This window comes from Micromonospora sp. NPDC050686, from assembly GCF_040654475.1.
Taxonomy (GTDB): Bacteria; Actinomycetota; Actinomycetes; order Mycobacteriales; family Micromonosporaceae; genus Micromonospora.
This window is the reverse complement of sequence record NZ_JBFAID010000053.1, coordinates 22,935-46,175: the sequence shown is the minus strand read 5'-3', so window position 1 is coordinate 46,175 and position 23,241 is coordinate 22,935. Positions and strand designations below refer to the sequence as shown.

21 protein-coding genes and 1 pseudogene are annotated in these 23,241 nt (G+C 75.1%); 16 read left to right on the top strand and 6 right to left on the bottom strand.

Annotation, left to right across the window (positions count from 1 at the left end):
* The 7 genes and pseudogenes from AB0H57_RS26640 to AB0H57_RS26610 all read left to right on the top strand — a co-directional run.
* Positions 1–665: pseudogene (locus AB0H57_RS26640) on the top strand (hypothetical protein); the annotation flags it as partial.
* A 275-nt stretch (positions 666–940) separates the two neighbouring features.
* Complete coding sequence (gene egtA, locus AB0H57_RS26635) at positions 941–2,176, top strand: ergothioneine biosynthesis glutamate--cysteine ligase EgtA (protein WP_357510997.1); 1,236 nt, start codon at positions 941–943, stop codon at positions 2,174–2,176.
* Positions 2,173–3,504: an ergothioneine biosynthesis protein EgtB gene (gene egtB / locus AB0H57_RS26630; protein WP_357510995.1), complete on the top strand. Its 1,332-nt coding sequence runs from the start codon at positions 2,173–2,175 to the stop codon at positions 3,502–3,504. The genes egtA and egtB overlap by 4 nt, the downstream gene beginning before the upstream one ends.
* Positions 3,504–4,307, top strand: a complete 804-nt coding sequence (locus tag AB0H57_RS26625) for an ergothioneine biosynthesis protein EgtC (protein WP_357510993.1) — start codon at positions 3,504–3,506, stop codon at positions 4,305–4,307. Before egtB ends, AB0H57_RS26625 begins: the two co-directional genes overlap by 1 nt.
* Before the next feature lie 74 nt (positions 4,308–4,381).
* Positions 4,382–5,347 (top strand): L-histidine N(alpha)-methyltransferase, encoded by a 966-nt coding sequence (gene egtD, locus AB0H57_RS26620; protein ID WP_357510991.1) that lies wholly within the window; start codon positions 4,382–4,384, stop codon positions 5,345–5,347.
* Between the two features lie 241 nt (positions 5,348–5,588).
* A complete protein-coding gene (locus AB0H57_RS26615; protein WP_357510989.1) occupies positions 5,589–6,176 on the top strand; it encodes a TMEM165/GDT1 family protein in 588 nt (195 codons plus the stop codon).
* Positions 6,177–6,284: 108 nt separating this feature from the next.
* On the top strand, positions 6,285–6,500 hold the full coding sequence (locus AB0H57_RS26610; protein ID WP_357510987.1) for a hypothetical protein: 216 nt from the start codon (positions 6,285–6,287) through the stop codon (positions 6,498–6,500).
* A gap of 91 nt (positions 6,501–6,591) precedes the next feature.
* Here AB0H57_RS26610 and nhaA read toward each other — a convergent pair whose 3' ends face one another.
* Positions 6,592–7,917: a Na+/H+ antiporter NhaA gene (gene nhaA, locus AB0H57_RS26605; RefSeq protein ID WP_357510985.1), complete on the bottom strand. Its 1,326-nt coding sequence runs from the start codon at positions 7,915–7,917 to the stop codon at positions 6,592–6,594.
* 126 nt (positions 7,918–8,043) lie between these two features.
* Entirely contained in the window at positions 8,044–9,897 is a 1,854-nt protein-coding gene (locus AB0H57_RS26600) for a polysaccharide biosynthesis protein (protein WP_357510984.1), read from the bottom strand.
* 193 nt (positions 9,898–10,090) lie between these two features.
* Between AB0H57_RS26600 and AB0H57_RS26595 the strand changes: the two genes are divergently transcribed.
* Entirely contained in the window at positions 10,091–11,563 is a 1,473-nt protein-coding gene (locus AB0H57_RS26595; RefSeq protein ID WP_357510982.1) for a polysaccharide biosynthesis tyrosine autokinase, read from the top strand.
* On the opposite strand, the gene AB0H57_RS26590 is transcribed toward AB0H57_RS26595, so the two are convergent.
* Positions 11,544–12,098 carry a low molecular weight phosphatase family protein gene (locus AB0H57_RS26590; protein WP_357510980.1) on the bottom strand — a complete coding sequence of 185 codons (555 nt, stop codon included), beginning with the start codon at positions 12,096–12,098 and terminating at the stop codon, positions 11,544–11,546. The genes AB0H57_RS26595 and AB0H57_RS26590 overlap by 20 nt on opposite strands.
* Before the next feature lie 150 nt (positions 12,099–12,248).
* Between AB0H57_RS26590 and AB0H57_RS26585 the strand changes: the two genes are divergently transcribed.
* The 6 genes from AB0H57_RS26585 (at position 12,249) to AB0H57_RS26560 (ending at position 18,882) form a co-directional block, all read left to right on the top strand.
* Complete coding sequence (locus tag AB0H57_RS26585) at positions 12,249–13,502, top strand: glycosyltransferase family 4 protein (protein WP_357510978.1); 1,254 nt, start codon at positions 12,249–12,251, stop codon at positions 13,500–13,502.
* 106 nt (positions 13,503–13,608) lie between these two features.
* A complete protein-coding gene (locus tag AB0H57_RS26580) occupies positions 13,609–15,393 on the top strand; it encodes a DUF4012 domain-containing protein (RefSeq protein WP_357510976.1) in 1,785 nt (594 codons plus the stop codon).
* A 12-nt stretch (positions 15,394–15,405) separates the two neighbouring features.
* Positions 15,406–16,065, top strand: a complete 660-nt coding sequence (locus AB0H57_RS26575; protein WP_357510974.1) for a hypothetical protein — start codon at positions 15,406–15,408, stop codon at positions 16,063–16,065.
* Between the two features lie 181 nt (positions 16,066–16,246).
* A complete protein-coding gene (locus AB0H57_RS26570; RefSeq protein WP_357510972.1) occupies positions 16,247–17,167 on the top strand; it encodes a hypothetical protein in 921 nt (306 codons plus the stop codon).
* 16 nt (positions 17,168–17,183) lie between these two features.
* Positions 17,184–18,155: a pirin family protein gene (locus AB0H57_RS26565; protein ID WP_357510970.1), complete on the top strand. Its 972-nt coding sequence runs from the start codon at positions 17,184–17,186 to the stop codon at positions 18,153–18,155.
* A gap of 61 nt (positions 18,156–18,216) precedes the next feature.
* Positions 18,217–18,882 carry a hypothetical protein gene (locus tag AB0H57_RS26560; RefSeq protein ID WP_357510968.1) on the top strand — a complete coding sequence of 222 codons (666 nt, stop codon included), beginning with the start codon at positions 18,217–18,219 and terminating at the stop codon, positions 18,880–18,882.
* A 259-nt stretch (positions 18,883–19,141) separates the two neighbouring features.
* Here the strand turns inward: AB0H57_RS26560 and AB0H57_RS26555 are convergent, their stop codons facing one another.
* Positions 19,142–19,798 carry a DUF1345 domain-containing protein gene (locus AB0H57_RS26555; RefSeq protein WP_357510967.1) on the bottom strand — a complete coding sequence of 219 codons (657 nt, stop codon included), beginning with the start codon at positions 19,796–19,798 and terminating at the stop codon, positions 19,142–19,144.
* Positions 19,799–19,852: 54 nt separating this feature from the next.
* The gene (locus tag AB0H57_RS26550) at positions 19,853–20,125 is read right to left on the bottom strand and encodes a DUF2795 domain-containing protein (protein ID WP_357510965.1); all 273 of its coding nucleotides are present in this window, start codon (positions 20,123–20,125) and stop codon (positions 19,853–19,855) included.
* A gap of 194 nt (positions 20,126–20,319) precedes the next feature.
* Here AB0H57_RS26550 and AB0H57_RS26545 point away from each other — a divergent pair, with 194 nt between their 5' ends.
* A complete protein-coding gene (locus AB0H57_RS26545; protein WP_357510963.1) occupies positions 20,320–20,730 on the top strand; it encodes a DUF2267 domain-containing protein in 411 nt (136 codons plus the stop codon).
* 48 nt (positions 20,731–20,778) lie between these two features.
* Here the strand turns inward: AB0H57_RS26545 and AB0H57_RS26540 are convergent, their stop codons facing one another.
* Positions 20,779–21,945 carry a CaiB/BaiF CoA-transferase family protein gene (locus AB0H57_RS26540; RefSeq protein WP_357510961.1) on the bottom strand — a complete coding sequence of 389 codons (1,167 nt, stop codon included), beginning with the start codon at positions 21,943–21,945 and terminating at the stop codon, positions 20,779–20,781.
* Between the two features lie 121 nt (positions 21,946–22,066).
* Between AB0H57_RS26540 and AB0H57_RS26535 the strand changes: the two genes are divergently transcribed.
* Positions 22,067–23,158, top strand: coding sequence for a glycosyltransferase family 4 protein (locus tag AB0H57_RS26535; RefSeq protein ID WP_357510959.1), 1,092 nt, complete (start codon positions 22,067–22,069; stop codon positions 23,156–23,158).
* Positions 23,159–23,241 lie beyond the last annotated feature (83 nt).

Genomic DNA, 23,241 nt, shown 5'->3' with positions numbered 1-23,241 from the left:
CCGGAAGGCGGCGGCTCACCACCGGCGCGGTCGCCTGGCTCGCCGGGGTCGCCGCCGCCGCGACGGCCGGGGTGGCAGTCGCGGCGGTCTCCCTCGACCGCCAGGCCGACTCGCCCTCCGGTCCGGGCAGTGCCAGCCCGGCCCCGTCCGGCGCGACGGGCGGCGCGCCGTCCGGTGGGACGACCGGCGGTACGCCGTCGGGCACCGGCGATCCCGTCCCGGGTTCCACCGGCCCCGACCCCAGCGGCGGTCCGCGACCGTCGAGCCCGGCCACGGCCGCCCAGCTGCCCGGCCTGTGCCGGGCGTACCTGGCCAAGTCCGTCGAGGGGCGGGAGCGGACGCTGCGGACGCCGGGGTTCCGGGTCCTGGTCGACGCCGCCGGCGGCGCCGACCAGGTGGCGGACTACTGCACCCGGCTGACACCTGCCGACGAGCCCGCGCCCCGGGCCAGCCGGACGCCGCCGGTGACCGGCTCGGCGGGCGCCCGCCCGTCCGCCTCCGCCACCCGGAAGTCCCCGCCGGCCGCCAGCAACCGGGCGACGCCGGCTGCCGCCAGCAACCGGGCGACGCCGGCTGCCGCCAGCAACCGGGCGACGCCGGCCGCCGCCACCAACCGGTCGTCCGCCCCGGGCGTCGTCCCCCCGACCGGCCGCCAGGACGGCTGACCCGCGCCGAGGCGCGGTCCGGACGCCCGGTCGCGGTCCCCGCGCCACCGCTGGCCGGTGGCCGGCTGACACCCGCCCGCCCGGCCGGTCGGGCCCGCCCGCGGTCCGGTCGGGTGCTCCACACCCCGACCACCGATCCGGACAAAAACTCGTCCGGCCGGGCGGGCGAAATTCGTCTGCTAGACAGAAGATGGTGAGGCCGCGTACGCGTCCGTTGGTGACGGTGGTGCGTGCCGGCGGACGGTGGAGCCCGCCCTGAGAAGGGAGCCGGACCCTTGGTGACGTCGCCCGAACTGGACCGGACCACGATCCTGCGGGAGGCGGACGCCGCAGCGCGGCATCTCGCCCGGATCTGCTTCAAGACCGGCCCGCCGGTCTTCACCGGCGTCGAACTGGAATGGACCGTGCACGACGCCGGCGATCCGGCCCACCCGGTGAACGGCAGGCGGCTGCGGGCGGCCCTCGGGCCGCACACCCCCACCACCCTCGACCGCGGCAGCCCCGCCGAGCCGCTCGCCCACGGCAGCGCAGTGACCCTCGAACCCGGTGGGCAGCTGGAGGTCTCCAGCCCGCCACGACCCTCGGTCGCCGCGCTGATCAACGCCACCGAGGCCGACGTCGGCCAGGTGAGCGGCCTGCTGGAGGCCGCCGGGCTGGTGCTCGGCCGGACCGGCATCGACCCGTGGCGCAGCCCCCGGCCGGTCGTCGAGACACCCCGCTACCGGGCCATGCGATGCGTCTTCGACCGGCGCGGCGCTGCCGGCCGCACCATGATGTACAGCACCGCCGGCCTGCAGATCTGCCTCGACGCCGGGGAACGGGGCGAGCTGCCGGCCCGGTGGGCCGCGGCGCACGCCGTCGGCCCGCCGCTGGTCGCCGCCTTCGCCACCGCCGACCGGCACGCCGGGCGGCGCACCGGGTGGGCCTCCGCCCGGATGGCGGCCTGGCTGGCGATCGACCCGGCCCGGACCCGGCCGGTCTGGTCGCCGTCGCACGCCGACCGGGACCCGGTCGCCGCCTGGACGGAGTACGTCCTCGCGGCGCCGCTGCTGTGCCTGCGGGGCGACGGCGCCGACTGGACCCCGCCGGCCGGGGTCACCTTCGCCGACTGGGTGGCAGGCGGGCTGCCCCGGCCACCCACCACCGACGACCTCGACTACCACGTCAGCACGCTCTTCCCGCCGGTCCGGCCGCGCGGCTACCTGGAGATCCGGTACCTCGACGCCCAGCCCGGCCGGGACTGGCGGATCCCGCTGGCCGTGCTCTGCGCGCTCTTCGCCGAGCCCGGGACCGTCCGCGCCGCCCTCGCCGCGGCCCGACCGGTGGCCGGCCGATGGCACGCCGCCGCCCGGTACGGCCTGACCGACCCGCCACTGGCCGCCGCCGCGGCGGCGCTGTGCGACCTGGCGCTGGCGGCCCTGCCCGGGCTGCACCTGCCCACCGACACGTACGAGGAGATCAGCCGAGGCATCCGGCGGCGGCGCGCCGCCGCGGAGAGGGGACAGCGGTGACCGTCAGCGACCAACTCGACGCCGAGCAGCTGCGCGACCGGATCGTCACGGAGCTGGACCGGACCCGGCGGCGGACCGCCCTGCTGACCGACGCGGTGGACGACGCCGACCTGACGCGGCAGCACTCGCCGCTGATGTCGCCGCTGGTCTGGGACCTGGCCCACGTCGGCAACCAGGAGGAGCTGTGGCTGGTGCGGGACGTCGGCGGACGCGAGCCGGTGCGCCGCGACATCGACGACCTGTACGACGCGTTCAAGCAGCCCCGCAAGGACCGGCCCGCGCTGCCGCTGCTGCCGCCGGCCGAGGCCCGGGCGTACGTCGGCACGGTCCGGGCGAAGGTGTACGACCTGCTGGACGGCATCCGGTTCACCGACCGCGACCTGGTGGTGGACGGGTTCGCGTTCGGGATGATCGTGCAGCACGAGCAGCAGCACGACGAGACCATGCTCGCCACCCACCAGCTGCGGTCCGGCCCGCCGGTGCTGGCCGCCGCGCCGCCACCGCAGCCGCGGGCCCGGGTCGGCGCCGAGGTGCTGGTGCCGGCCGGGCCGTTCACCATGGGCACCTCCACCGACCCGTGGGCGCTGGACAACGAGCGGCCGGCCCACGTCGTCGACCTGCCGGCGTACGTGATCGACGCGGCCCCGGTGACCAACGGGCAGTACCGGCGGTTCATCGCCGAGGGCGGCTACGACGAGCCGCGCTGGTGGAGCGGGGCCGGCTGGTGGCATCGGATGGAGGCCGGGCTGACCGCCCCGATGCACTGGCGGCGCGACGGCGACGGCTGGGCGTACCGCCGGTTCGGCCGGTGGTCCCCGGTACGCGACGATGAGCCGGTGGTGCACGTCTGCTTCCACGAGGCGCAGGCGTACGCCGCGTGGGCCGGCAAGCGGCTGCCCACCGAGGCCGAGTGGGAGAAGGCGGCCCGGTGGGACCCGGCCACCGGACGTTCCCGGCGCTACCCGTGGGGCGACGAGGACCCCACCACCGCGCACGCCAACCTCGGGCAGCGGCACCTGTGGCCGGCGCCGGTCGGCGCGTACCCGGCGGGCGCCTCGCCGCTGGGCGTGCACCAGCTGATAGGTGACGTGTGGGAGTGGACCTCCACCGCGTTCCGCGGCCACCCCGGCTTCACCGCCTTCCCGTACCGGGAGTACTCCGAGGTGTTCTTCGGCGACGACTACCGGGTGCTGCGCGGCGGGTCGTTCGGCACCGACCGGTCGGCCTGCCGGGGGACCTTCCGCAACTGGGACTACCCGATCCGGCGGCAGATCTTCAGCGGTTTCCGGTGTGCCCGCGACGCCCGCGCCGAGGAGGCGCACGGCTGATGTGCCGGCACCTGGCGTACCTGGGACCGCCGGTCAGCCTGCGGGCGCTGCTCTGCGACCCGCCGTACTCGCTGCTGCGCCAGTCGTGGGCGCCGCGCGACATGCGCGGCGGCGGGACGATCAACGCCGACGGCTTCGGTGTGGGCTGGTACCCGCGCGAGCCGGCACCCGGCCCGCGCCGCGGGCCCGATCGGCCGGAGGCGGGTCCGGCGCGCGGCGGTGAGCCGGTCCGGTACCGGCGCGGGACCCCGATGTGGAGCGATCCCACCCTGCCGGAGCTGGCGGCGGCGACCGTCAGCGGCGCGGTGCTGGCGGCGGTCCGCTCGGCGACGGTCGGCATGCCGGTGACGGACACCGCCGCCGCGCCGTTCGCCGGGGGCCGGTGGCTGTTCAGCCACAACGGGGTGGTCCGGGGCTGGCCGGACTCGGTGGCGACGATCGCCGCCGGTCTGCCGGTGCGGGACCTGCTCACCCTCGACGCGCCGACCGACTCCGCGCTGCTCTGGGCGCTGGTGCGGGATCGGTTGCGGGCCGGCGCGTCGCCGGCGGCGGCGGTCGCGGACACCGTCACCGCGGTCGCGGCGGCGGCTCCGGGGTCCCGGCTCAACCTGCTGCTCACCGACGGCGCGACCGTGGTGGCCAGCGTGGCGGGGCACGCCCTGTCGGTGCGCACCGGCGCGGACGCGGTGCTGGTGGCCTCCGAACCGCTGGACGACGAGCCCGGCTGGCAGGCGGTGCCGGAGGGCCGCCTGGTGGTGGCCACCGCGGCGGGGGCCCGGATCGACGCCCTGGCGGGCGCATGACGGCGGCACGGCCGGCTCGGCCGCCGGGAGACCACGTATGTAGCCAGTCTCGGTCGACGGGGAAGGAACGACAGATGAGCGCGGAGCCGCTGGAGATCTATCTGGAGGAGCAGGACATCGGGCGGAGCCTGCGGGAGGACGTCCGGGCCGGGCTGACCGCGAACCCCAAGTGGCTGCCCCCGAAATGGTTCTACGACGCCCGGGGCAGCGAACTGTTCGACGAGATCACCCGGCTGCCCGAGTACTACCCGACCCGCGCCGAGCGGGCGGTGCTGGCCGAGCGGGCCGGTGAGATCGCCGCGACGACCGGGGCGAAGACCCTGATCGAGCTGGGGTCGGGGTCGTCGGAGAAGACCCGGCTGTTGCTGGACGCCTTCACCCGTCGCGGCGGGCTGGGCACGTTCGTGCCGCTGGACGTGTCGGTCAGCGCGCTGCGCCGGTCCACCGCGCGGATCGCCGCCGCCTATCCCGGCCTGCGGGTACGCGGGATCGTCGGCGACTTCACCCGGCAGCTGGACCGGCTGCCCACCGGTGGCCGGCGGCTGGTGGCCTTCCTGGGCGGCACGATCGGCAACCTGCTGCCGATCGAGCGGGCGGAGTTCCTCACCGCGATGCGCGCCGCGCTGGAGGCCGGCGACTGGCTGCTGCTCGGCACCGATCTGGTCAAGGACCCGGGCGTGATCGTCCCGGCGTACGACGACGCGGCCGGGGTGACGGCCGAGTTCAACCGCAACGTGCTGCGGGTGATCAACCGGGAGTTGGGCACGGACTTCGACCCGGCGGCGTTCGACCACGTGGCGATCTGGGACGCGGAGCACGAGTGGATCGAGATGCGGTTGCGTGCGCGGCGGCCGATCCGGACGCGGGTACTGGACCTGGACGTCGACTTCGCCGAGGGGGAGGAACTGCGCACCGAGATCTCCGCGAAGTTCCGGCCGGAGCGGATCGCGGCCGAGCTGGCGGAGGCGGGCTTCGTCACCCACGACTTCTGGACCGACCCGGACGGCCGATTCGGGGTGACGCTCGCCCGCGCGGACTGAGGCGGCGTGGCCGGGCCGGCCGGGGTGAGTCCGTTCACCCCCGGCCGCCCGGCCAGCGCCGGTCGGCTAGGCTGGCGGCGCGAAGGGGAGTAGCCCCCAATGTCGTGGTCGACATACTGGTGCGTTCCGCATCCGGCCACGCGGCCCCGTCTCGGGGCGGGCGAGACCTTCGACTCAGGCTGTCACAGCCGGGTCGAGGGCGCCCCCGTTCCTCCTCCCGGCTCGGATCGGGAAGGTTGTCATGGAGGGTTTCCTCGTCGCGCTGGTCGTCAGCTTCGGCGTCATCTTCGTCGCCGAACTGGGCGACAAGTCCCAGTTGATGGCGCTGACGTTCGCCACGCGCTTCAAGCCGGTGCCGGTGCTGATCGGCATCACCGTCGCCACCGCCGTGGTGCACCTGGCCTCGGTCGGCATCGGCTACGGCCTCGGCGCCGCCCTGCCGACCGGCTGGATCTCGTTGATCGCCGGTCTGGCCTTCCTCGGCTTCGGCGCCTGGACCCTGCGCGGGGACCAGCTGACCGAGGCGGAGCGGCGCAAGGCCGAGCGGTCCACCAAGTCGGCGATCATCACGGTGGGCGTCGCGTTCTTCCTGGCCGAGCTGGGGGACAAGACCATGCTGGCCACCATCACGCTGGCCACCAAGTACGGCTGGTTCGGCACCTGGCTCGGCTCCACGGTCGGCATGGTCGCCGCGGACGCGCTGGCCATCCTGGTCGGGCGGCTGCTGGGGCGGAAACTGCCGGAGAAGACCATCAGGTACGGGGCCGCCGTGCTCTTCGCCATCTGCGGCCTCTGGCTGATCCTGGAGGCGGTGCGCGAGCTGACCTGAGCCGGCCACCAGAGCGCCGCGCGTTGTTTCGCCGGTCCGGCGGCGGGAACGATCACGGCATGCCCTGGTCGCACCCGGTGAAACCGCAGACAACGGGAGGAACACCGCATGAGCCGGCATGACGAACCCAACGAGTACGGCTTCGCTGGCGGGGCCACCGCCCCCGAGCCCCCGCCCGGGGGCCGCCCCGACGAGCAGGATCTGGCCGAGGCGGTGGCCGTGCCCGGTGACGACCTCACCGAGCCGGCGGCCGACGCGCTCAGCGACGAGACCGCGGAGCAGGCGGAACGGGCGGAACAGCGGACCCCGCAGCGCCGCGAGTGAGCCCGGCCCGGTCCGGGGTGCGGTCGGCCGCGCCCCGGACCGGCGGGCATCCGGTCCCGGACCGGATCGCGGGGCGGCCCGGCCGGGTGGCTCAGCCGCCCTGGACCGGCCGCTCCTGGTAGACGTCCGGCACGCCGTCCCCGTCGGCGTCCCGCGTCTCTTGCTGGGCGATGCGCCGGTAGGCCGAGTTGCGCCGTACCAGGACCACCGACGCCAGCACCGCCGCGGTGACCGAGGCGGCCAGCACGGCGGTCTTGACCCGGTCGTCCTCGGTGCTGCCCACGCCGAAGGCCAGCTCGCCGATCAGCAGCGACACGGTGAAGCCGATGCCGGCCAGCAGGGCGACCCCGAGCAGATCCGCCCAGCGGATGTTCTCGTCCAGTTCGGCCCGGGTGAAGCGGGCCAGCAGCCAGGTCGAGCCGAGGATGCCGATCGCCTTGCCCAGCACCAGGCCGGCCACGATGCCGATCACCACCGGGTCGGTGAGGACCGCGCCGAGGTCGGCGTCGCGCAGCGAGACGCCGGCGGCGAAGAAGGCGAAGACCGGCACCGCGAAGCCGGCGGAGACCGGCCGCAGGCGGTGCTCCAGGTGCTCGGCCAGGCCCGGGCCGCCGCCCTTGCCGCCGAGCACCGGCACGGTGAAGCCGAGCAGGACCCCCGCCACCGTGGCGTGCACCCCGGAGACGTGCACCAGCGCCCAGGCCAGCACGGCCAGCGGGACCAACGCCCACCACCAGGTCTTGCGGCGCTGCACGAGCAGGCCGAAGGCGGCGATCGGGACCAGGGCCGCGAGCAGCGGCAACGGGCTGAAGCCGGCGGTGTAGAAGATCGCGATGATGGTGATCGCGAAGAGGTCGTCCACCACGGCCAGGGTGAGCAGGAAGGCGCGCAGCCCGTGCGGCAGGTGCGAGCCGATCACGGCCAGCACGGCCAGCGCGAAGGCGATGTCCGTGGCGGTGGGGATCGCCCAGCCGCGCAGCCCCGACCCCCCGGCGCCCAGGTTCACTGCCACGTAGATCAACGCGGGCACCAACATGCCGCCCAGGGCGGCCACCACCGGTAGCGTGGCCCGGCGCGGGTCGCGCAGGTCACCGGCGACGAACTCGCGTTTGAGCTCCAGCCCGACCACGAAGAAGAAGATCGCCAGCAACCCGTCCGCGGCCCACTGGGCCAGGTCCAGATCCAGGTGCAGCCCGGCGCCGCCGGGCCAGGGCACCCAGCGGGCCAGGGCGACGTACGAGTCTCCCCACGGCGAGTTGGCCCAGAGCAGGGCGAGCACCGCGCCGAGCAGCAGCAGGCCACCGCCGACGGTCTCGGTACGCAGCACGTCGCCCAGGAAGCGGGCTTCCGGCCAGGAGCCGCGGGAGAGGAGCCGGCGCCGCGTCGGGCCGGTCGGGTCGGTGGGACGGAAGGCCATGGGCGGGCTTCACCTCGGGGTACGGGGACGGCAGGGACTCACCGCCGACCAGACTTCCCGGCACACCCGTACCCGACCCTATCCGGGCCGCGACCGCGGTGGCGAGTCGTGGTGCCGCGAGGTGGCTCACCGGGGGACCGGCAGCACCTTCCACAGTCGGTCGGCCTGCTGCCCGCAGAGTGTCTCCATCCGCTTGACCAGTTCCTCCGCTTCGCCGTACGGGTCGAGCGCGCGGATCTCGTCGGGGTGCAGCGGAGGCACCGGCACGTGGGAGATCAGCGGGTGCAGCGGGCGGGTGTCGACCTCGTCGGCGCCGAACAGGTCCTCGTGCAGCTTCTCGCCCGGCCGCAGCCCGGTGAAGATGATCTCGCTGTGCCCGGGGGCCTCCGCGGCGAGCCGGCGCGCCACGTCGGCGATCCGTACCGGCTCGCCCATGTCGAGCACCAGCGCTTCCCCGCCCCGGCCGATCGAGGCGGCCTGGAGCACCAGTTGCACCGCTTCCTGGACGGTCATGAAGTACCGGGTCACGTCCGGGTGGGTGACGGTGATCGGCACCCCGGCGCGCACCTGCGCCTCGAACGCGGTGAGCACCGAACCGCGGCTGCTGAGCACGTTGCCGAACCGGACGCTGAGGTGGCGTCCGCCGAACTGCTCGGCGTAGTGGGCGGTGAGCCGTTCGGTGATCCGCTTCGAGTAGCCGAGCACGCTGATCGGATCGGCCGCCTTGTCGGTGGAGATGTTCACGAACTCGGCGACGTCCCGGCACGCCTCGAGCACGTTCAGCGTGCCCCGCAGGTTGGTCTTGACCGCCTCGCCGGGGTGGCGTTGCAACAGCGTGAGGTGCTTCAGCGCGGCGGCGTGGAAGACCACGTCCGGCTGCCGGTCGGCGATGATCCGGGCGATTCCGTCCCGGTCCCGGATGTCGGCGAGGATCAGCTCCGGCCCGTCGAGCAGGGCCCGGCCGTGCAGCGACATCTGCAGCGCGTGCAGGGCCGATTCGTCCCGGTCGAGCATCATCAGCTCGCCCGGCTCGCAGCGGGCGATCTGCCGGCACAGCTCCGAGCCGATCGAGCCGCCCGCGCCGGTGACCAGCACCCGCCGGCCGGTGAGGCCGTTGCGGTCGACCATCAGCTCGGCCACCCGCTGGGCCCGGCCGAGCAGGTCGGTGATCTGCATGTCCCGGACGTCGGTCACCGCGACCGGGCGGTCGAGCAACTCGTGCACCGGCGGGAGCACCTTGAACGCGGCGCCGGCCTGCAGGGTCCGGGCGCGCACGTCGCGCATCAGCTCGGGCTGCGCGCCGGCCATCGAGAAGATGACCGTGTCGGCGCCGGTGAGCCGGACGGCGTCGCCGACCTGCTCCCGCCCGCCCAGCACTCGGATCCCGGCCAGGCGCAGGGTCCGGTTGTCCCGGTCGTCGTCGAGCAGGCCGACCGGTCGGTACCGGCCGGCCGGGTCGGCGAGCAGCACCCGGACCAGGCGCTCGCTGGTGCCGTCCACCCCGTAGATCAGCGCCCGGGTCGCCGCGGCGCGGACCGGTCGGACCCGCTCCCGGTGGAAGCGGAACCCGGCCCGGCCGCCCGTCATGACCAGGAACGCCACCGCGCCGCCGACCAGCGGGGTGCTCGCCGGCACCGGTCGGACGGCCATCGGCAGGAGTACCGCCAGCGCGATGGCGACGGCCAGCGCGCCGGTGACCGCGAGGTCGCGCGCCTCGGCCGCGCTGCCCACCGGGTGCCGGCCCCAGACCGCGAGGCGGATCCGCTCGGCGCCGGTGTGCACGGCGACGCAGCCGAGGGCCGCGGCCATCGCGACGGTGGCGGTGTGCGCGGTGAGACCCCACTCGTACCGGGTCGCGGCAGCCGCCAGAAATCCGGCGCACCAGGCAGCCATGTCCAGCGTTAACAGAGACAGGGCTCGGGCGTGCCGATTCATCCTGGTGGGCGCGACGGGGCCGGGCGAGATGGGCGATACGAGCACCGTTGTCTCCCTCTGGTTACTACGTCACCGCGTGAGGGGTTTGCGGCAATCCAAGGCCTTTATCGTCTACATTCGGTTCGTACGTCATGACGCGTGATGTGGGATAGCTCAATCCTTACATGGTGTCTGTGCCTATTAGGGGGTTTTCTGTGCAGCTCAGCCGTGTTGTCCGCCGCGACGGGAGGCCGACCTGATGGACGTGCGCACCAACCTGCGCCTGATCCGCCGCAACTGGTGGATCCTGGTGATCACGGTGATGATCGCCCTGGGCGTGTCCGCGCTCGTCACGGTCCGTACCGAGCCCCGCTACGAGGCCACCGCGACGTTCTTCGTCACCACCCCTGGCAAAGGGGTGAACGAGGCCTATCAGGGAAACTTCCTGATGCAGCAGCGGGTCAAGTCGTACATCGACCTGATGCGCAGTGATCGCCTTGCGCAGGGCGTGGTGTCGAAGGTGTCCCTGGGCCTCACCGCAGATCAGGTGCAGCGCCGGATCAAGGCCGAGGTGGTCCCCGACACGGTGCTACTGCGGGCGACGGTCATCGATACCGACGCCCCGCGGGCCCTCAAACTCACCGAGGCGGTCGCCGCCGGCTTCGTGGACCTGGTCAAGCAGGTCGAGACGCCAGCGGGCGGTGGCGGCCCGACCATTAAGATCGAGGTGATCAGCGGCCCGCGGGTGAGCTCGGCTCCCGTCTCCCCGCAGCCGGTCCGCAATCTGGCCCTGGGCGCGCTGCTGGGTCTGCTGCTGGGTGTGGCACTCGCGATGCTGCGGACCCGACTCGACACCCGGCTGCGCGACGCGTTGACCCTCCAGCGGGTCACCGGCAGCCCGTTGCTGGGCGAGATCCCCTTCGACGGGGCGGCCCGCTCCGCCCCGCTGATCGTGGGAGAGCAGGCGAACTCGGCCCGCGCCGAGGCGGTCCGCAAACTGCGCACCAACCTGCGTTTCGTCGACGTGCACGAGCCCGCGCGGGTGATCGCGGTGACCAGCGCCCTGCAGGGTGAGGGCAAAACCACTCTCTCCTGCAACCTGGCCATCGCTCTGGCCGAGGCGGGCTGGCGGGTGGCTCTGATCGACGCCGACCTGCGCCGCCCCAAGGTCGCCGACTACCTCGGCCTGGAGTCCGGGGTCGGCCTGACCGACGTGTTGCTCGGCGACGTGCAGGCCGGCGACGTGGTGCAGCGCTGGGGCGACAAGTCACTGCTGGTGCTGCCGAGCGGTACCACGCCGCCCAACCCGAGCGAGTTGCTCGGCTCCAAGGCGATGGCGGACCTGCTGGTCGTGCTGCGGCAGTCGGCGGACATTGTGGTCATCGACACGGCGCCACTGCGCAGCGTCACCGACGGGGTGGTGGTCGCCGTGCAGGCAGACGGCGCATTGCTGGTCAGCCAGCACGGACGCACGGATCGCAACCACGTCGCCGCGGCTGCTCTGGCGCTCCAGTCGGTCTCCGTACGGCTGCTCGGTTGCGTGCTCAACATGGCTAAAATCGCCAGGGTCGACAAGTACGGCTACGAGAGCTACAGGGTCGTGGTTCCGGCGAAGCCGGCGACGGTGCCGGTCGATCGGGCACGGGCCGCGACGAACCTCGGACGGGCCCAGTCAGGCGAGGCGCATCGGGTCCACGACGAGACCCAGCACCTCACCCGGCTGCCTCGATGAGCGCCACGACCGGCAGCAGGGCGCGCTCGATCTGCCGGGCGCAGCGCCGGAAGTCCTCGGGTGTCCCGCGGACCGGGTCGATGATGTCGTCGTCCTCGGGCGCGGCCGGTTGCAGCCGGCCGCGCACCCGGGCGGCAGCCCGCACCACGGCCGGGAGCAGGCCGGCCGCGACGTCCACCGGGCGGTCGGCCTCCTCGGCGAGCCGGGCGAATTGGAACACCGTGAACGTCCGGTGCAGCGCCCTGGGCGCGAGAGAGACGCAGATCGAGCGGTGCCGCCGGCTGGCGGTGAGCACCAGCCCCGCCTCGGCGAGGTGCCGGGGTGACAACCGGCGGCTGCGGAATGTGTTCGGGTCGGAGCCGGTCTCGGCGGCAACGTTCGCCGCGAACGGGTGCATGGGTCGGCCTTCCAGGGCGGCCGTGCCCACGCTGGAGACCTCGACCGGCAGCTTCTCCATCAGCCTCGCGGCCAGGTACTCAGCCATTGGCGACCGGCACAGGTTGGCGTGGCAGACGAACAGGACCCGCTCGGCCATGACGGCCCCTCTCCACGGTGGTGTCGGCGGGGTGGCGACTTTGGCTCGACCCGGTGGCATCGTGGTCGGCGAGGGACTGGGCCGATCCTACGCCGACCGGGGGCCGGCGCCGGGGCCCGCCGCGCCGGTCCGGCGAAGCGGAGGATCGGGATGAAGATCGGCATTCTGTCGTACCACTTTCCGCCCGAACCGGCGTTCATTCCCGGCAGCCTGGCCGAGGAGCTCGCCGCGCGCGGCCACGAGGTGCGGGTGTTGACCGGCTTTCCGGACTACCCGGGGGGTCACGTCTACCCCGGCTGGCGCCAGCGGTGGCGGCACGAGACGCACAGCGAGCGCCTGACGGTCCGCCGGGTGCCGAGGTACGCCCGCGGCGACGGCACGGCCGGCGCCCGGATGGCGGCGTACCTCTCCTTCGCCGGCAGCGCGGCGCTGATCGGCCGCCGCTACCTGGCCGGCGTCGACGCGCTGTACGTCTTCCACCTCCCGCCGACCGCCTTCGCCACCGCCGGCCTGCTGCGGAGGCTGGGCCGGATGCCGACCGTCCTGCACGTGCAGGACGTGTGGGCCGAGGAGGACGAGGCGGTCGAGAGCGCGGAGCGGCGGCGCTGGCCGGGCCGGATCGGCGCCACCATGGCGCGGGTCCACCGGGAGGCGGACGCGCTCGCGGTCAGCGCGCCGTCAATGCGGGACTTGGTGGTGGCCGCCGGCGCCGCGCCGGACCGGGTGGGGTTGGTGCTGAACTGGACCGACGAGCGGATCTTCCGTCCCATCCGGCCCAGTCCGGCGGCCCGCGGTCTGATCCGCCGGGACGGCCGCGGCGTGGTGATGCACGCCGGCACGATCGGTCGGCGGCAGGGCCTGGAGACCGCGGTGCGGGCGGCGGCGGCGCTCGGCGACCGGATGGACCTCGTCCTGGTCGGTTCCGGGCCGGAGGAGCGGCGAGTGCGGGGGCTCGCCGATCAGCTCCGGGCGGAGAACGTGCGGTTCGTCGAGCGGCGCTCGGCGCTGGACATGCCCGATCTCTACGCGGCCGCCGACTACCAGCTGGTGATGCTGCGCGACCGGCCGGAGCTGCGCGGGACGGTGCCCGGCAAGCTCCAGGCCGCGCTCTCCTGCGCCGCGCCGGTGATCGCCTCGGCCGGGGGCGACACGGTGGAGCTGGTGGAGCGGGCCCGGGCGGGGCTGTCCTGCGCGCCCGAGGACTGGGCCGCGCTGGCGGACCGATTCTGGCTGGCGTCCACCATCCCGGAACCGGCCCGGCTGGAGATGGGGCGGCGGGGCCGCGAGGCGTACCAGCGGGAGATGTCGCTGTCGACCGGGGTGGACCGGATCGAGCGGATGCTGCACGAGGTGTCCCGGGCGGGCCGGGCCGGTGCCCGGCGAGAGCGAACCATCCTCGCGTAAGGCATTTTTGCCTGCTGAAGCCATCGAAATGCCCTACATTCGGTCGTTATTCGTGCTAGAAAGGCGACGTTTCATCGTTTCTGTCCGTTTATGGCTGGGGTGTGGTGTGGCGGAGACGGCTGGCTCGAATCGCCGACGGGCGCAGGCCCGCCGACGCAAGCGCGCACGCGTTCGACGGGCGCTGCTCGCGTCCCTGGTGGCCGGCTCGCTGCTGCTGCTCGGCGTCGGATGGGTCGCCTTCCAAGGCTGGCAGGCGCGCGCCCACCTGGTGAACGCGGCGGGGCTGGCCCGGCAGTTGAGCGCGGACGTGGTCGGCGGCGACGTCGACCGGGGGCAGCGCACCCTGGCCGCGTTGCAGGAGCAGTCCGCCAAGGCCCGGGCGTCGACCACGGGGCCGGGCTGGTGGCTCGGGCAGCGGGCGCCGTGGGCCGGCGACGACCTGGCCGCGGTACGCGAGATCGCGACGGCCGTCGACGACCTCGCCCGGAAGGCCTTCCCGAGCCTGCTGCGCACCGACCTCGCCTCGCTGGTGCCGAAGGAGGGGCGGCTGGACCTCGGCCGGCTGCGGGCCGTGTCGGCCGAGATCGGCGCGGCCGACGAGGTGGTGCGCGCGACCCGGACCCGGCTCGCGGCGGTGCCGCAGGACACGCTGGTCAGTCAGGTCCGGCAGGCGCTGACCGACCTGCGCGGGGAGATGGACCGGCTGGCGAACCTCACGGGCGCCGCCCGGCAGGGTGCCGCGCTGCTGCCGCCGCTGCTCGGCGCCGACGGCGTCCGCAGCTACCTCCTGCTCTCGCAGAACCTCGCCGAACTGCGGGCGACCGGCGGCATGTTCGGCGCGTACGCCGTGCTGCGCGCCGAGAACGGGCAGATCCGGATGGTCCGGCAGGGCACCAGCGCGGAGTTCGGCCGCTTCGATCCGCCGTTGTCGGTCCCGGCACCCGTGCGGGCGCTCTGGGGCGAGCTGCCCGGCGCGTACCCGGCGGATGTCAATCTCGTACCGGACTTCCCCACCGCGGCGGCGCTCTACCGGGAGATGTACCAGCGGCACACCGGGGCGAGCGTCGACGGGGTGCTGGCCGTCGACCCGGTGGTGCTGTCGTACCTGCTCGCGGCGATCGGCCCGGTCGCGGTGCCCGGCGGCCCGACGCTGACCGGCGACCGGGCGGTGCGGGCCCTGCTCAGCGACGCGTACCGGGACCTGGACGGCCAGCAGCAGGACGCCTACTACGCCGCGTCGGCGGGGGCGGTGTTCGACGCGCTTTTCGCACGGAAGGTCGACCCCCGTGCGCTTTTGTCGGCTTTCGACCGCTCGATCGCCGAACGGCGGCTATTGTTCTGGAGTGCCCGATCTGAGGAGCAGGGAATGTTGCGGGAGAGCCGCCTGAGCGGCGCTCTTCCCGAGACGGACGCCGTGCCGACCGTGGGGATCTTCCTCAACGACGGTAGCGGCGCCAAGCTCGGCTACTACCTGCGCCCCGCGGCGACGCTGACCGTCGGCCAGTGCCGCACCGACGGCCGGCGCCAGTTGCAGCTGCGCTTCACGCTTCGCTCCGCGGCTCCCGCGGCCGGACTGAGCACGTCGGTCCTCGGACTGGGCAAGGCCGGCGACCCGTACACCATCCGCACTCTGATCTCCGTCTACAGCCCCGCCGGCGGCACCGTGGTCGACGGCAAGCTGGACGGCCGGGCCATCGGGCTCGGCAGTGCGTACGACCGCCGGCGCCAGGTGGCGGTCGCCAACGTCGAGGTGCCGCCCGGGCGTACCCGGACCCTCGACGTCGGCCTGCTCACCGGCAAGAACGGCGCCGGCACCGCCGAGCTCCGGCTCACCCCCACCGCCACCCCCTGGACCACCCAAGTTGTCACCGCACCGAGCTGTGAACAGTAGGAGGAACCGACCATGCGGCTATCCCGCATCATCATGGCGCTCACGGTGGGTCTGGCCATGGCGGCCGTGCCCACCGCGGCGGGGGCGGCGGTGCCGCATCCACCACCGGACTACCCGCCCGGGCCACCGACCCTGACCGTCACCCCGGCGACGACCACCCCCGGCACGGTCGTCACGGGTGTCGGCTCCGGCTTCCTGCCGGGGGAGATCGCCACCATCACCGTCGCGGTCACCGGCCTGCCGGTCGCCGCGCCCGCCGCGGGAACCACCCGGCGCAGCGACGGCACCGTGGTCGAGATGGCCGCCGTGGCGTACGCCCAGGCGCCGGTCCCGGGGCCGACGATCACCAGCAACCCGCCGCCACGGCGCTTCACTGTGCAGGTGGACGCCGGGGGTGGGTTCACGTTCAAGTACCGGGTGAACCGCCCGGGCGTGTGGACCTTCACGGCCACCGGCAACTCGTCCGGTCGGCGGGCCAGCGCGTCGGTGACCGTCATCGCCGGGCCGCCGACCCACAAGCCGACGCACCGGCCGCCGCACCACCTGCCGGTCACCGGCTCCAGCCTCGGCACGCCGATCAAGATCGGCGGCGGCCTGCTCGCCGCCGGCGCGGTCATGGTGCTGCTCACCATGGCCTGGCGGCGCCGCCGGTTCGACACCGGGACGAGGTGACGGCAAACCAGGGATGACCGACGCGGGACGCCCGCCGGACCATGGTCCGGCGGGCGTCCCGCGTCCGCTCCGCCCGCCGGGTGCTTCCCGATCGGACCCGCAACGCCGGTCCGGCGGCGAGTGATCCGAACCCGCTCCGGGTACGTATGGCCAGGCGGGGGACCGCGAGAAGGAGATCACCATGCCGGTGCCGGGGCACGACAGCAGTCAGCGTCCGACCACGGATCCGGCGGAGCCCGTGCCGGCCTGCCCGGACCCCGGCGACGCACGGCGGCCGGACCCGCCGCCGGGCGTGCCGACGCGAACCCGGGCGCCCCGGCTGCTCGCCGCCGCCGCCGTGGTGGTGCTGGCCGTGGGGGCGGCCGCGGTGACCGAGACCCTCGCCCATCCGGACCGGTTGGGGGTCGCCTTCAGCGGCGGCGGGCCGCGTCCGGCGCCCTCCGGGCCGGCCGTAGCCAGCGGCGCGGGAGCGGTCGCGGCGGCCGCCGCCGAGGCGTCCACCACCCCGCTGGCCGGCCGGCGGCGCGCCACCTTCGAACTGACCGACGGCCTCACCGAATTCAGCCTCCGGGTGGCGGACCTCGGTGAGGACCTGTACCGGATCAACGCCGCGGCCGACGGTGGCCCGCGGCCGCGGCCCGAGGTGCTCGGGGACCGGGTGCGGCTGGCGCTGGAGCCCGGCGGCCAGGCCGGACCCGACGCCGTCGAGGTGCTGCTCAACTCGCGGGTCACCTGGCGGCTGCGGCTCGTCGGCGGGGTGCACGACGCACTGATCGACCTCGGCGCCGCCCGGGCCGTGGCCGGGGTCGAGCTGATCGGCGGCGCCCACCGGATCGACCTGCGGCTGCCCCCGATCGCCGGGGCGCTGACCGTGCGGATGACGGGCGGCGTCAACCAGTTCGCCGTCCGGCTGGCGGATCCGACGCCGCCGGTGCGGGTCCGGGTGGCCGCGGGGGCGGGGTCCGTGGCGCTGCCCGGCGCCCGCCGCGACGGGGTCGCGGCGGGCGAGGTGATCAGCTCACCCGGGTGGGACCGCAGCGTGCACCGGCTCTACGTCGACCTGGTGGCCGGGGTGCACACGGTCACCGTCGGCGCCGGCTGAGCGTAGAGTCGGGCCGGTGGAGCGTACCGAGTCGTTGCCGGCCCAGACCCGACCGCCCGGCGTGGCCGCCACCGACCCGGGCAGCGTGCTGCTGCCGGGTCACGACGTGCCACTGGGCCGGTACACCACGGTGCGCCGGCTGCTGCCGCAGCGGCAGCGGCGGATGGTCGGCGCGTGGTGCTTCGTCGACCACTTCGGACCGGACGACGTGGCCGAGCGGCCCGGCATGGAGGTCCCGCCGCACCCGCACACCGGCCTGCAGACGGTGACCTGGCTCCTCGACGGGGAGATCGTGCACCGGGACAGCCTGGGCAACGTGCAGCCCATCCGGCCCGGCCAGCTCAACGTGATGACCTCCGGGCACGGCATCGCCCACTCGGAGCGCTCGCCGGCCGACCGTCCGCCGCTGATGCACGGCGTGCAGCTCTGGGTGGCGCTGCCCGACCCGGCCCGGTCCGGGCCCGCCGACTTCGCCCACCACGCCGACCTGCCCCGCTGGCGCGACGGCGACCTCGACGCGACGCTGCTGGTCGGCGAGCTGGGCGGGGAACGGTCGCCGGCGGTCGCGCACACCCCGCTGCTGGGCGCGCAGCTCGAGCTGCGCGGCGACGCGCCGGCCACCGTGCCGCTGCACCCCGACTTCGAGTACGGACTGCTGGCGATGTCCGGCGCCGCCGAGGTGGCCGGGGTGCCGCTCGCCCCCGGCGCCCTGCTCTACCTGGGCACCGGGCGGGAGTCGCTGCGGCTGCGGGCCACCCCGGAGTGCCGGCTGCTGCTGCTCGGCGGGGCGCCCTTCGACGACCCGCTGGTGATGTGGTGGAACTTCGTCGGCCGCTCGCACGAGGAGGTGGCCGCCGCCCGGGCGGACTGGACGGCCGGAAGCGGCCGGTTCGGCGTGGTCGCCGACGATGCGGCGCCGCCACTGCCCGCCCCGGCGCTGCCCACCACCCGGCTCAAGGCCCGCGACCGGCACGGCGACCTGCACTGAACCGGCAGAAGCCGGTCCCGGCCGGCAGGACTGCCGGCCGCCGGTACGGGTAGACGCCGGCATGCCGACCACCGCCACATCCACCATCGAGGACAGGAAACGCCTGGTCCGCCGGCTCGCCGGGGACGGGCGCGGGTTCGCCGAGCAGTACGGCTTCCCGGTCACCAACAACCCGTCCAGCCTCTTCCAACTGCTCTGCCTCTCCGTGCTGCTCGCCCGGCGGGGCGACCACCGCAAGGCCGTGGCCGCCGCGGCGGGACTGCGCGACGCCGGCTGGGACAGCGCGGCGCGGCTGGCCCGCTCCCTGCAGGCCGACCGGGTACGCGTGCTGCGCGAGCAGGGCCAGCGGGGTGACGTGGACGCCCTCGCCGACCGGCTGGGCGACCTGGCCCGCACCGTCGTCGACCGGTACCGGGGGGACCTGCGCCGGTTGCGGGCCGTGGCGCACCACGACCCGGCGGCCGAGCGGCGGCTGCTCGCCGAACTGCCCGGGGTGGACGGTGCGGTGGTCGACCTGTTCCTGCGCGAGACGCAGGCGCTCTGGCGGGAGGTGGCGCCGGTGGCCGACCGGCACGCCCTCGCGGCGGCCCGCCGGCTCGGGCTCGGCCGGTCCGCCGACGACCTGGCCGGGCTCGCCGGCACCGGCGAGTCCGAGCGGCTGGCCTGGCTGGTCGGCGCGCTCGCCCGGGTCGACCTGGAGAAGCGGTACGCCGAGCTGACCCGCTGACCGCACCGCACCGCACCGCACCGCCGCACCGGCCCGGCCCGGCCGGTGTGCCGGCCCACAGTTTCGCCGAATTCCTCCGAACGGGTGATGTCGCATCGTATGCTGGTGGCGGCAGCGATGCCCGCCCGGTTCGGGCGTAACTCCGCCGTACGACGGTCGCGACCCGGTTCGGGCGTGAACCGACGGCAGCGGCAGGTTCTGTGGGGCGCCCCAGGTCGCGGTTCGTGATCGGGGGCGCCCCGCCGCTTTCCGCCTCACCTCAGCCGGCCAGGCTGGCCAACAGGTTCACCGTCGCCGCGATGACCACCGCGCCGAACAGGTACGACAGCACCGCGTGCCGCAGCACGGTCCGGCGGATCTCCGAGCTGGACACGTCGGTGTCGGACACCTGGAAGGTCGCCCCGACGGTGAACGCCAGGTACGCGAAGTCCACGAAGCACGGCCGGCCAACCTGGTGGAAGTCCACCCCGCCCTCCTCGCGCGAGAAGTACAGCCGGGCGTACCGGATGGCGAACACGGTGTGCACCACGAACCAGGAGAGGAACACGCTCAGCACGCCGAGCGCGCCGTAGGCGTCCCGGACCGGCCCGTCCGGCACCGAGCGGGCGTCGGCCAGCACCACGGCGACCGCCAGCAGGCTCGCCACGCACGCCGCCAGCAGCAGCGCGTCCCGCGCCGGCCGGCTCGGGTCCTCCCGTACGGCCAGCCGGGCGGTCCGGTCGGCGTCCAGCGGCCACAGCCGCCACCACACCAGCAGCAGCCAGCTCAGCGCCGCACCGTCCCAGCCGACCAGCGGTGCCAGGGCCGGTGAGGCCAGCGCGGCGAAGGCGCCGCCACCGGCCAGGCCGACCACCGCCAGCACCGCGAGTTGCACGGCGGCCGGGGTGTGACCGTCCGTGCCGGCGAGTCGCTTCACCGAGCGTCGGCGGGCCGGGGCACCGGGCCGGGCGGCGCGGACCGCACGGCCGGATCAGATACCACGAAGGTGTTGCGAGATCCGCTGGTGCCGCTTGTCCCGCGCCTGGGCCGCGCGCTGGCCGGCCCCCACCTCGGGCGCGGTCTCGATTCTCGCCGAGCGGGCGACCTCCTGGCCGTTGGCGTAGTCCACCGGCGGCAGGGCCCGCAGCGCCCGCAACACGTCCGGCGGCGCGCCCTCCCGCTCGGCCTCGCGTACGACGTCGTCCTTCTCGGCCGGGTAGTCCAGGCTCGACAGGTACTGCAGGACGTCTGAGTAGGTCGCCATCAGTCGGGCTCCTCAGCCACGTTGCGGACACGACCGGGCGCGGTTACCCGTCCGCCGCCCGGTCACGCACCCGGACCCGGCCGAAATTCGCCGGCCCACGGGCCGCGGCCCGTGTTTCCGGCCCCGGGCGCCGGGTAGGCGGCACCGCCCCGGCGGCGGTCGCCGGTGGCGCCCGCGCGGAGGGAGTGCCACGGATGAACTACGACACCTTCGTCGGCCAGGTCGCCCAGCGGGCCGGGGTGGGCCCGGACCGGGCGGTCGAGCTGATCCGGGCGACCCTGGCGACCCTCGCCGAACGGTTGACCGCGGGCGAGGTGCTCGACCTCGCCCAGCAGCTGCCCGAGCCGCTGCGGCCGGCGTTGCGCACCCGCCCCGGCACGGAGGCGGCCGAGCGGTTCGGCGCGGGGGAGTTCCTCGGCCGGGTCGGCCGGCGCTCCGGCGCGGACGAGGCGGGCACCCGGGCCGCCGTACGCGCCGTCTTCACCACCGTGCGCGAGGCGATCACCGGCGGCGAGTTCGACGACGTGGTGGTGCAGCTGCCGCGGGACTACCGGGAGGTGGTGGAACCGGCGCTCGCCCCCGGCACCGCCCTGCGCCGGGCCTGACCGCACGACACGGCACGGGGCCGGGCCGCGCGCCCGGACCGGTACGGGTCAGCGGACCGCACCGGCGGCCCGCAGTCGGGCGATCCGGTCCGCGTCCAGGCCGGCCTCGGTGAGCACCTCGTCGGTGTGCTGGCCGGGCTGCGGCGGCGGGCGGCGCAGCGCGGTGGGGGTGCCGGAGAAGCGCGGCGCGGGCGCCGGCTGGGTGACCCCGGCGTGGTCGACGAAGACCCGCCGCGCCGCCAGGTGCGGGTGCTCCGGCGCCTCCTGCCAGTCCAGCACCGGCGCCACGCACGCGTCGGTGGCGGCGAGCAGGTCGGTCCACTCGTCCCGGGTGCGGGTGCGGAACAGCCGCGCCCACGCCGCGCGCAGCGCCGGCCAGTTGCCCGGGTCGGTACGGTCCAGCGCCTCGTCGCCGTCGGGCGGGAACCCGGTCAGCCGGACCAGTTCGTCGTAGAAGCGCGGCTCCAGCGCGCCGACCGCGAGGTACCGGCCGTCGGCGCACTCGTAGGTGTCGTAGAAGGGTGCGCCGCCGTCGAGCAGGTTCACCCCCCGCTCGTCGCGCCACATGCCCAGCCGGCGCAGCGCGTGGATCTGCGTGCTCAGCACCGCCACACCGTCCACGATCGCCGCGTCCACCACCTGGCCCGGCGCGCCGGCGCGGACGGCGTACAGCGCGGCGACCACCCCCAGCGCCAGCATCATCCCCCCGCCACCGAAGTCACCGAGCAGGTTCATCGGCGGCACCGGTCGCTCACCGGCCCGGCCGATGCCGTGCAGCGCCCCGGTCAACGCCAGGTAGTCGATGTCGTGGCCGGCGTGCGGGGCGTACGGGCCGTGCTGCCCCCAGCCGGTCATCCGGCCGTAGACCAGCCGTGGGTTGGCCGCCAGGCAGTCCGCCGGGCCCAGCCCGAGCCGTTCGGTGACCCCCGGACGGAAGCCCTCCAGCAGCACGTCCGCTGCGGCGACCAGGTCGCGCACCACGTCCCGCCCGGCCGCCGACTTGAGGTCCACCGCGATCGAGCGGCGGCCCCGGTTGAGCAGGTCCGGATCCGCCCCGTCACCGGTCGCGTCGACGCCGGCCACCCGGTCCACCCGGATCACCTCCGCGCCCAGGTCGGCGAGCATCATGGCGGCGAACGGGCCGGGGCCGATGCCGGCCAGCTCGATCACCCGGACGCCGGCCAGCGGGCCGGTCGGTGCGCTGTCCTGGGTCACCGGGTCTTCCTCCTGCGCGGCTGGGGTCGCTGCGGGCCTGCGGGCCCACCTTAGGCCGGGCGCGGGTTTGCCGCGACCGGCCCCGGGAACCCCGCCCCGCAGGCGATCCGAGGGGGTTGGCATGGCCGAGGAGCCGATCCGGGTGGCCATGCTGCACGACCCGTACCGGGAGGACGGGGAGGGGCTCGGCGACTACCTGACCCACCTGGTGCGCGCGCTGGACTCCGCCGGCGTGCGGGTGGAGCGGGTGCCCGTCGGCAGCGCCGGCGGGCTGGCCGTGGCCCGCGAGGTGCGCCGGCTCGGCCCCGACCTGGTGCACGCGCAACTGCCCTCGTCGGGGCACCGGTTGCCGGGGCTGCTGCCCGGGCTGCTGCCGCGAACCACCCCGCTGGTCACCACGCTGCACGCCGACGGCGACCACGGCGGGCAACCGTCCGGCCGGCTCGGCTCCGCGGTGCGCCGGCTCACCGACCGGCTGCGCCGGGGCAGTGCCGCCGTGGTGGTGACCGACCCGGCGATCCACGTGCCCGGTCCGGGTGGGGCGGAACCGGTCCTCATCCCGCCGGCACCCCCGGTCAGCGACCAGCCGGGGGCGGCCCGTGAGGGCCGGCGGATGCGCGCCGGCCTGGGCCTGCCCGAGGGGGCGCCGCTGCTCGCCTTCCTCGGCCCGACCGGGCCGGAGGGCGGACTGCGACACCTGGTCCGGGCGCTGCCCGAACTGCGCCGGGCGCACCCGGACCTGCGCCTGCTGGTGGTCGGCGGCGGCACCGCCGCCGATCCCGCCGAGGAGCCGGCCGCGCTGGCCCGCCGGTACGCCGTCGCCGACGCGGTGACCGTCACCGGCCCGCTGCCGCCCGAGCGGATCTCCGCCGCGCTGCACGCCGCCGACGTGGCGGTGCTGCCCGCGCCGGCCGGGGTGGGTGCGGCCAGCGGTCACCTGCTCAGCGCGCTGGCGCACGGCACGCCGACGGCGGTCACCGTGCCCGACGGTGGGGACGGGGAGCCGCACCGGGCCGGGGCGGTGGCGGTGATCCGGGCCCGGGCGGACAGCGGCGCGATCGTCGCGGCGGTCGGCCGACTGCTCGGCGACCCGGTGCTGCGCCGCCGGCTGGCCGAACGGGGCAGGGCGTACGTCGCCGCGTACACCTGGCCGAGGGTGGCCGCCGCGCACCTCGAGCTGTACCGGCGGGCCCTGCACCGCGACGGCCGGTGAACGCCGGCCGGGTGTTGGCGTTCCTCAGCGGGTTGCCCTAGCCTTGTCGCCACGAGGGGAGTACTTCCCACGAACCATTCCGG

Bases quoted from the DNA above. Each gene is read 5' to 3' on its own strand.
- AB0H57_RS26625 (WP_357510993.1), top strand. From the start codon at position 3,504: ATGTGCCGGCACCTGGCGTACCTGGGACCGCCGGTCAGCCTGCGGGCG.
- egtD (WP_357510991.1), top strand. From the start codon at position 4,382: ATGAGCGCGGAGCCGCTGGAGATCTATCTGGAGGAGCAGGACATCGGG.
- AB0H57_RS26615 (WP_357510989.1), top strand. From the start codon at position 5,589: ATGGAGGGTTTCCTCGTCGCGCTGGTCGTCAGCTTCGGCGTCATCTTC.
- AB0H57_RS26610 (WP_357510987.1), top strand. From the start codon at position 6,285: ATGAGCCGGCATGACGAACCCAACGAGTACGGCTTCGCTGGCGGGGCC.
- nhaA (WP_357510985.1), bottom strand. From the start codon at position 7,917: ATGGCCTTCCGTCCCACCGACCCGACCGGCCCGACGCGGCGCCGGCTC.
- AB0H57_RS26595 (WP_357510982.1), top strand. From the start codon at position 10,091: ATGGACGTGCGCACCAACCTGCGCCTGATCCGCCGCAACTGGTGGATC.
- AB0H57_RS26590 (WP_357510980.1), bottom strand. From the start codon at position 12,098: ATGGCCGAGCGGGTCCTGTTCGTCTGCCACGCCAACCTGTGCCGGTCG.
- AB0H57_RS26585 (WP_357510978.1), top strand. From the start codon at position 12,249: ATGAAGATCGGCATTCTGTCGTACCACTTTCCGCCCGAACCGGCGTTC.
- AB0H57_RS26575 (WP_357510974.1), top strand. From the start codon at position 15,406: ATGCGGCTATCCCGCATCATCATGGCGCTCACGGTGGGTCTGGCCATG.
- AB0H57_RS26570 (WP_357510972.1), top strand. From the start codon at position 16,247: ATGCCGGTGCCGGGGCACGACAGCAGTCAGCGTCCGACCACGGATCCG.
- AB0H57_RS26560 (WP_357510968.1), top strand. From the start codon at position 18,217: ATGCCGACCACCGCCACATCCACCATCGAGGACAGGAAACGCCTGGTC.
- AB0H57_RS26550 (WP_357510965.1), bottom strand. From the start codon at position 20,125: ATGGCGACCTACTCAGACGTCCTGCAGTACCTGTCGAGCCTGGACTAC.
- AB0H57_RS26545 (WP_357510963.1), top strand. From the start codon at position 20,320: ATGAACTACGACACCTTCGTCGGCCAGGTCGCCCAGCGGGCCGGGGTG.
- AB0H57_RS26535 (WP_357510959.1), top strand. From the start codon at position 22,067: ATGGCCGAGGAGCCGATCCGGGTGGCCATGCTGCACGACCCGTACCGG.